9 protein-coding genes and 1 tRNA gene are annotated in these 6,782 nt (G+C 72.9%); 5 read left to right on the forward strand and 5 right to left on the reverse strand.

Annotated elements, in window-relative coordinates; translation table 11 throughout:
* The first annotated feature begins 95 nt into the window (after positions 1-95).
* The 5 genes from AB0L40_RS25510 (at position 96) to AB0L40_RS25530 (ending at position 3,620) form a co-directional block, all read left to right on the forward strand.
* Positions 96-1,007: an ABC transporter ATP-binding protein gene (locus AB0L40_RS25510; RefSeq protein ID WP_364361244.1), complete on the forward strand. Its 912-nt coding sequence runs from the start codon at positions 96-98 to the stop codon at positions 1,005-1,007.
* Positions 1,004-1,477: a hypothetical protein gene (locus AB0L40_RS25515; RefSeq protein WP_364361246.1), complete on the forward strand. Its 474-nt coding sequence runs from the start codon at positions 1,004-1,006 to the stop codon at positions 1,475-1,477. The genes AB0L40_RS25510 and AB0L40_RS25515 overlap by 4 nt, the downstream gene beginning before the upstream one ends.
* The gene (locus AB0L40_RS25520) at positions 1,474-2,532 is read left to right on the forward strand and encodes a glycosyltransferase (RefSeq protein WP_364361248.1); all 1,059 of its coding nucleotides are present in this window, start codon (positions 1,474-1,476) and stop codon (positions 2,530-2,532) included. The genes AB0L40_RS25515 and AB0L40_RS25520 overlap by 4 nt, the downstream gene beginning before the upstream one ends.
* Before the next feature lie 139 nt (positions 2,533-2,671).
* The gene (locus AB0L40_RS25525; RefSeq protein ID WP_364361250.1) at positions 2,672-3,367 is read left to right on the forward strand and encodes an SOS response-associated peptidase; all 696 of its coding nucleotides are present in this window, start codon (positions 2,672-2,674) and stop codon (positions 3,365-3,367) included.
* Between the two features lie 55 nt (positions 3,368-3,422).
* Positions 3,423-3,620: a hypothetical protein gene (locus AB0L40_RS25530; protein WP_364361252.1), complete on the forward strand. Its 198-nt coding sequence runs from the start codon at positions 3,423-3,425 to the stop codon at positions 3,618-3,620.
* A gap of 154 nt (positions 3,621-3,774) precedes the next feature.
* Here the strand turns inward: AB0L40_RS25530 and AB0L40_RS25535 are convergent.
* The 5 genes from AB0L40_RS25535 to AB0L40_RS25555 form a co-directional block, all read right to left on the reverse strand.
* A tRNA-Lys gene (locus AB0L40_RS25535) sits at positions 3,775-3,848 on the reverse strand.
* Between the two features lie 63 nt (positions 3,849-3,911).
* Positions 3,912-4,706 (reverse strand): hypothetical protein, encoded by a 795-nt coding sequence (locus tag AB0L40_RS25540; protein ID WP_364361254.1) that lies wholly within the window; start codon positions 4,704-4,706, stop codon positions 3,912-3,914.
* Between the two features lie 51 nt (positions 4,707-4,757).
* Entirely contained in the window at positions 4,758-5,993 is a 1,236-nt protein-coding gene (tatC, locus tag AB0L40_RS25545; protein WP_364361256.1) for a twin-arginine translocase subunit TatC, read from the reverse strand.
* 6 nt (positions 5,994-5,999) lie between these two features.
* Positions 6,000-6,248: a twin-arginine translocase TatA/TatE family subunit gene (locus AB0L40_RS25550; RefSeq protein ID WP_364361258.1), complete on the reverse strand. Its 249-nt coding sequence runs from the start codon at positions 6,246-6,248 to the stop codon at positions 6,000-6,002.
* Between the two features lie 176 nt (positions 6,249-6,424).
* The coding region (locus tag AB0L40_RS25555) for a polyprenyl synthetase family protein (RefSeq protein WP_364361260.1) at positions 6,425-6,782 on the reverse strand (358 nt) is incomplete at its 5' end.

Here is a 6,782-nt window from a genome sequence, read left to right on the forward strand (position 1 = left end):
GCGACGATGCTCTACCTCGTCCTCGGCGCCTTCCTGGTCCTCGCCGTCGGCGCCGCGCTCTTCCGCCGGCTCCAGCGCGACCTCGCGGTGATGCTGTGAGCGGCGGCTACGAGCAGGACGGCGTCCCCGCCGGGACGATCGAGCTCGAGGCCGCGACGCGGTCCTTCCGCGTCCAGGCCGACGCCGGGCGGACGCTCAAGGAGCTCGTCCTGCGCTCGGGCGCGCGGCGCAAGGGCGTCACCGGCCCCGAGGAGGTCTTCGCCCTGCGCGGGGTCGACCTCCACATCGCGCCGGGCGAGACCGTCGCCATCGTCGGCCGCAACGGCGCCGGCAAGAGCTCGACGCTGCGGGTGTTGGCCGGGATCGTCCCGCTCGACGGCGGCTCCGTCCGGATCGGCGGTCACGTCGCCGCCCTGCTGGACCTCGCCGCCGGCTTCAGCCGCGACTTCTCCGGTCGCGAGAACATCATGATGGGCGGCGCCCTCTACGGCCTGACCCGCAAGCAGGTCGAGGACCGCATCGAGGACATGGTCGCGTTCTCGGAGCTCGGCGACTTCGTCGACCTGCCGCTGAAGGCGTACTCGAGCGGCATGCTCGTGCGCCTCGCGTTCGCGATCGTCGCGTTCCTCGACGCCGACGTGCTGCTGATCGACGAGGTCCTCGCGGTCGGCGACGGCGCGTTCCAGCGCAAGTGCGAGGAGCGGATCGCCGCGCAGGTCGCCGGCGGATCGACCCTCGTCCTCGTCTCGCACGACCTCTCGCTGATCCAGCGGACCTGCGCCCGCACCGTGCTGCTCGACAGCGGCCGGGTCGCCGCCGACGGGCCCACCGAGGACGTGCTCGACCAGTACGTCGCGCTGCTCGAGGGCAAGACCGCGCCCGTCCGCGGCACCGACCACGTCGCCGAGGCCGCGGCGGAGGCCGCCGTGCGCGCCGGCATCCCCGTGCCGTCCACGGGCGGCGGCGAGCACCCGCATCCCACACCGTCCGCGGAGGACGACGCATGAGGCCCGAGGACGCTCTCGCCCACGCCCGACTACGGTCGGCGGAGCACGCCGCGACGACGATCCCGACCGGGGGCCTCGAGGTCGAGCGCTCCGACCAGCCGAGCGATGACCAGCTCGTCCAGTGGGCGGTCATCGAGCCCGACCTGCGCGAGGTCCGCTCGACCCGCCGCGGACCCGTCGGCAGCGCCGTCACCGCGCTCAAGCAGGGCCAGCTGCGCCTGATGGGCCAGTACCACGCGCAGGTCACGTCGGTCCAGAACCGCCTGAACGTGCACCTGGCGCTGCGCTCCACGCTGCTGCGCGAGGAGGTCCAGGCGATGAAGCAGGAGATCGTCTGGCTGCGCGGCCGCGTCGCCGAGCTCGAGGACCGCGCCGGCATCGTCCCGCCGCCGGACCCGGTCGACCGGCCCTCCACCGCGCCCGTCCTGCCGGATGCCGACGCCGACCGCCCCGACGGGAGCCCCCGATGAGCCTCGTCGTCCACCAGGTGATCGGCGGCGCCGGCCCGTACGACGCGATCACGAACCAGGCGCTGCGCTTCCGCCGCCTCTTCGACCAGTGGGGCTGGGGCGGCGTCGACGCCGCGGTCCACATCGACCCGCGGATGGGCCAGAAGTTCGTCCCGATGCGGACCCTGGTGCCGCACCCCGACGAGGTCGTCTTCACCCAGTACTCGGCCTACACGCCGGGCCTGCGCGACCTGCTCGAGGGCCACGGCCGCTCGCTGGTCCTGTGCCAGAACATCACGCCGCCGGAGTGGTTCTGGCAGTACGACCCGCTGACCGCCCTGCAGTGCTACCTCGGCCGCCGCGACGCCGAGCGCGTGATGGCCGCCGCGACCGTGCCCGCCGGCGCCTCCCGCTACACGGCCGAGGAGTTCGGGGCCGACACCGTCATCCCGATCCTCTTCGAGCCGGAGCGCTACGGGAAGCCCGGCCCGCGCCGCGAGCCGCCCGCCGGCGGCGGCGAGGTCCTCTTCGTCGGGCGCCTGTGCCCACACAAGCGCCACGACTCGCTGATCCGCGCCGTCGCCCTGCTGCGCGCGCGTCACCGCCCGGACGCGACCCTGCGGATCGTCGGCGAGCCCGTCAACGACCACTACGGCGCGATGGTCCAGGAGCTCGGCGACCGGCTGCTCGGCAAGGACGCGTTCGTCTGGGAGCGCGGGATCACCCAGGACGAGCTGGCCGACCGCTACCGCGGCGCCGACGTGCTCTGCTGCATGTCCGAGCACGAGGGCTTCTGCGTGCCGATCCTCGAGGCCTTCCACTACGGCCTGCCCGTCGTCGGCCGCCCGTCCGGCGGCGTCTCCGAGGTCGGCGGCGACGCGACCCTCCTGACGGACGACGAGGACCTCGGCGTCGTCGCGGCCCTGCTGGACACGGTCCTCTCCGACGGGGCGCTGCGCGCGGAGCTCCTGGAGCGCGGCCGCCGGCGCCTGGTGGCCTACGACGAGACGTCGACCGCCCAGGCCCTGCGCACGGCGCTCGACCGCGTCGTCGCGGCGGCGCCGGTCGCCGGTTGACGGCGGGACGCCGCGGTCGAGCGTGCGCGTCTCCTGCTCACAGGAGGAGGAGCGCGACGTCGTTGACCGGGTTCCGCCCGGGCAGGCGGGCTGGCCCGCCCGGCTCGTCTAGGGCGCCACCGCCCGGTACGCTCGGCCGATGTGCGGCCGCTTCACCACCGCCGGGCAGCCGGCCGAGTTCGACGCCCGCTTCGACGCCTCGGCGGCGGAGCTCGGCTCGTCGCTCGGCCGCTACAACGTGGCCCCGCGCCAGCAGGTCGGCGTCGTCGAGCGGGCCGAGGACGGGAAGCTCAGCGGCCTGACCGCCCGCTGGGGCCTGCTGCCGCGCTGGGCGAAGACCTCCAAGGACCGCCTGCAGCCGATCAACGCGAGGGGCGACAAGCTCCTGGAGTCGAAGCTCTGGAAGCCGCTGCTGGGCAAGGCGTCCCACCGCGTCCTCGTCCCCGCCGACGGCTGGTACGAGTGGATCAAGGCCGAGGCCAAGGGCGAGAAGCCTGCGCCGTTCCACCACACCGTCGACGGCGGCGGCTGGTTCGCCTTCGCGGGCCTCGTGAACACCACGAAGGTCGACGACCTCGACGAGCCGATCACGACGGTCACGATCATCACGACGACCGCCAACGGCCCGGCCTCGCGCGTCCACGACCGCATGCCGGCCGTGCTCTCCGGCCGCGACGAGGAGCTCGCGTGGCTGCACCCGGACCTGGGCGCCGAGGACGCGATCGAGCTGATCCAGCCCCTGGCCGACCAGCGCGTCGCCCTGGCCCCGGCCTCCAAGCGCGTCAACCACGTCAAGAACCAGGGCGCCGAGCTGCTGGACCCGGCGGTCGAGTAGCCTGCCCGGCCGCCCCGGGCTCGCTGCGAGGTCACAGGTCGGGTAGAAGTCCGGGATGAGCCACGCCGACGACCTCGCCGCCCGCGCCCGCGCCCTCCACGCCGAGGGGCTCCTGAGCGCCGAGGGCCTGGACCGCTTCGTCCGGGCGCTTCGCACCGACGAAGGCACACCATCGGAGTACGCGGCCTTCCTCGACCACATCGAGACCCGCCGCGACGCCACGGCCCCGGAGCCGGGCCTGCCGGGCGCCTGAGGATGCGCACGGACCGCGCACGCGCCGCCCGGAGCCCCGCCGGGAACTCTCGGCGGCGCCTCGGGCGTGACCCGGCGGGCGGCCGGGACGAGAGGCCGCGCGCACCGGCCCCGGAACGACGAAACCCCCGTCGGTGACGGGGGTTTCCACTCAGTGCCTCGGGAGGGACTCGAACCCTCAACCTTCGGATTAAGAGTCCACTGCTCTAACCAGTTGAGCTACCGAGGCCCGAGCATCGTACAAGATGGCCCCGGCCCGATGTCGTCTGGTCCGTCCCCGGGGGCCCGGGGACTACTTGGAGCCGGAGGGCGCCGGGGTCGTCGTGCCCGTCGGCTCGTCCGGCAGCGTCACGGTGCCGCCCGGGGCGGTGCCCGCGCCGGTGGCCTTCTGCAGCGCGGCCTGGGCCTTGGTGTCGTTCGGGTTCTTCGCGAGCGCGATCGTGGCGTTCAGCGCCGCGGTCTGGCTCTTGGGCGTGAGCTCGCGGAGCTTCGCGACGGTCGCGTCGGTCACGCGGTCGGAGCGCTTCGCGGCGTACTGCGCCTGGAGCAGCGCGATGTAGGTGTCGACGGGGACCTTCGTCCCCTCCTTCTGCGCCTTGTCCTCCTGCGCCTGCGTGGCGAGGCCCTGGGCGTCGGCCCAGTCGGACGGCCGGTTGAGGTTCTCGGGGGAGAACGCCGTCGCCATGCGCGTGGCGACCTGGATCGAGATCGGGTCGGGCTTCAGCGCGACGTACTTCGCCCACGCGTCGGCGGCCTTCTGGAACTCGGCCTTCGCGTCGGCCGGCGGCGTCGTCGCCGTCGCGGGGATCAGCTCGGTGCCGGACGCGAAGCGCAGCGACGCGATCGAGCCCCAGGACTCGGCGTCCCGCGGGTTCGCCCGGACGCGCTTGGTCAGCTGGTCGAGGCGGTCCTTGTTCTGGTCCGTCAGCGACGTCGAGTTCGACGATCCGTTGTCGCTGCTGAACAGGCCGGGGCCGTTGGTGCCCACGCCGAAGAGGATGGTGCCGCCGATCAGGACGACGGCGAGCACCACGTAGACGGCTTGGACGGCGCGCTTGCGGCCCGGGGCCCGCAGGTCGAAGAGCATGGGGGGCAGGATAGACGGCGGGGAGCGTCCACCCGCCACCGACCCCGGGGGCTACGTCGCCGGACGGTCCTCGTCGGCGTCGTCCGCGTACGGATCGTCGGCGTCGAAGGCGTCTGCGCGGGACTGCCAGTCGTCCGCGGGGGCACCCCGTCCGCGCACCGCGGGGGGATCGCCGGGACCCACGGGGCGGGGCCCGTCCGGGTCGCCCAGAAGCTCCGGATCCGGCTCCTCGCCGTCCGGCGCGTCGTCGTCTTCGTCGGCGAGGTCGACGTCGGCGAACCCGTCCTCGTCGTCGTCCTCACCGAGCTCGCGCCACTCGGCCAGCCGGCCGCCGATGCCCGTCACGGGCGAGCGCTTCTCCAGGAAGTGGGCGATCCAGACGCTGATCTCGAACAGCACCACCAAGGGCGCCATCATCAGCAGCATCGTGACGGCGTCCGGGGTCGGCGTGATGACCGCCGCGATGACCGCCGCGATGATCAGCACCATCCCGCGCTGCTTGCGCAGCTGCTTGGAGCTCAGCACCCCGAGCCGCGTGATCGCGATGACGATCACCGGGACCTGGAACACCAGTCCCGACCCGGCCAGGAACATGGCCACGAACTTGTAGTAGTCCTTGGCCTGGACCAGGATGTCGAAGTTGTCGCTGTTGAAGTTCTGGAGGAAGTCGACGGCCCGTGGCAGCGCCAGGAAGTAGCCGAAGGCCACGCCGCCGTAGAACAGGAACGGCACCCCCAGGAGCAGGGGGACGATCGCCTTCTTCTCACGACTCGTGAACGCCGGGATCAGGAACGCGTACAACTGGTAGAGCAGTAGCGGCAGCGCGAGCACCAGCGCGCCGTACATCGCGACGTTGACCGTCTGGAAGAACGGTTCCGCCACGCCGAGGGTGACGGGCTTGCGCGACGTGCTCGTCGGCGCCAGCTTCTGGGCGGCGCGCAGCGCGTCGAGCGCCGCGCGCTTCTGGAGCGTCGTCGCCGCGGTGTCACCCGTGACGGGCGTCGTGGCGAGCGGCTCGAGAGCCTTCAGCGCCCCCGAGACGGCCTTCTCGAAGCAGACGGACTGCTGACTGTCGTTGCTCTTGCCGGTGCACTGCTTCGCCGTGACCTTCTGCGACTTCTCGAGCGGCTTGTTGATGATCTCGAGGAGATTCCCGTTCTGCCAGAACGCGAAGGCGAACGCGACGATGAAGATCGCCAGCGACACCATGATGCGGGACCGCAGCTCCGAGAGGTGCTCGACGAGCGTGAAGCGGTCCTCCGAGGAGACCGGCCGGAGCTTCGCCATCGAGTGCTACGCGCGCGGCGTGCGACGCCGCTCGTCGACCGGCTCGCCGGTGACGTTCTCCTCGTTGCGGTCCTGGGGAGCCGCCGGGAGGTCCTTGTCGTCCTTCTCGTCCGCGCCCGTCACCGAGTCGCGGAAGTCCCGCATGTTCGACCCGAGGGACTTCCCGACGCCGGAGAGGCGCTTGGGCCCGAGAACCAGGAGCACGACCACGAGAACGACGACGGCCGTCACGGGGGTGATGAACGCGAGGGGCATGGAGGGATCCTTCCAGGTCATCTACGGAAAGGGAACGACCGCTGTCGCTCCGTGGATGCCCGCGCACCGGCCCGTGCACGTGCGGGCACCGTCTGCGGGCGGCGGCAGCGCACCGGCGGACCGTGACCGAACCGGGCCGTCTCCGCCAGGCCACGACCGCCCGGCGGCGGCCCCCGCTACAGGCGGCGGTCGACCACGCCGCGGGCGACGAGCCCCAGCGCGGTGCGGCGGCCGTCGTCCAGGCCCACCGGGAGCGCGTCGAGGCCGGCGGCGACGAGCTCGCGGGCGCGCTCCTCCGTGGCCGCCGTCGCGCCGGTCGCGGCGATCCGGTCGCAGACCTCGGCGGCCTGCTCCGCGGTCGTGACCGTCCGGACGTCCAGGGCCCGCAGCGACGGATCGCGCTCGCGGGCGACCAGCATCGGCAGCGTGACGGTGCCGTCGAGCAGGTCCGTCCCGCGCGGCTTGCCGGTCTGCTCCGGTGGGGCGACGACGTCGAGGACGTCGTCGAAGAGCTGGAAGGCGATGCCGATCGCC

Origin of the sequence: Patulibacter sp. NPDC049589, assembly GCF_040675535.1 — a bacterium.
Taxonomy (GTDB): Bacteria; Actinomycetota; Thermoleophilia; order Solirubrobacterales; family Solirubrobacteraceae; genus Patulibacter.

What these genes read in the sequence shown, in the direction of transcription:
- AB0L40_RS25515 (WP_364361246.1), top strand. Translation starts at nt 1,004, where the DNA reads ATGAGGCCCGAGGACGCTCTCGCCCACGCCCGACTACGGTCGGCGGAG.
- AB0L40_RS25520 (WP_364361248.1), top strand. Translation starts at nt 1,474, where the DNA reads ATGAGCCTCGTCGTCCACCAGGTGATCGGCGGCGCCGGCCCGTACGAC.
- AB0L40_RS25525 (WP_364361250.1), top strand. Translation starts at nt 2,672, where the DNA reads ATGTGCGGCCGCTTCACCACCGCCGGGCAGCCGGCCGAGTTCGACGCC.
- AB0L40_RS25530 (WP_364361252.1), top strand. Translation starts at nt 3,423, where the DNA reads ATGAGCCACGCCGACGACCTCGCCGCCCGCGCCCGCGCCCTCCACGCC.
- AB0L40_RS25540 (WP_364361254.1), bottom strand. Translation starts at nt 4,706, where the DNA reads ATGCTCTTCGACCTGCGGGCCCCGGGCCGCAAGCGCGCCGTCCAAGCC.
- tatC (WP_364361256.1), bottom strand. Translation starts at nt 5,993, where the DNA reads ATGGCGAAGCTCCGGCCGGTCTCCTCGGAGGACCGCTTCACGCTCGTC.
- AB0L40_RS25550 (WP_364361258.1), bottom strand. Translation starts at nt 6,248, where the DNA reads ATGCCCCTCGCGTTCATCACCCCCGTGACGGCCGTCGTCGTTCTCGTG.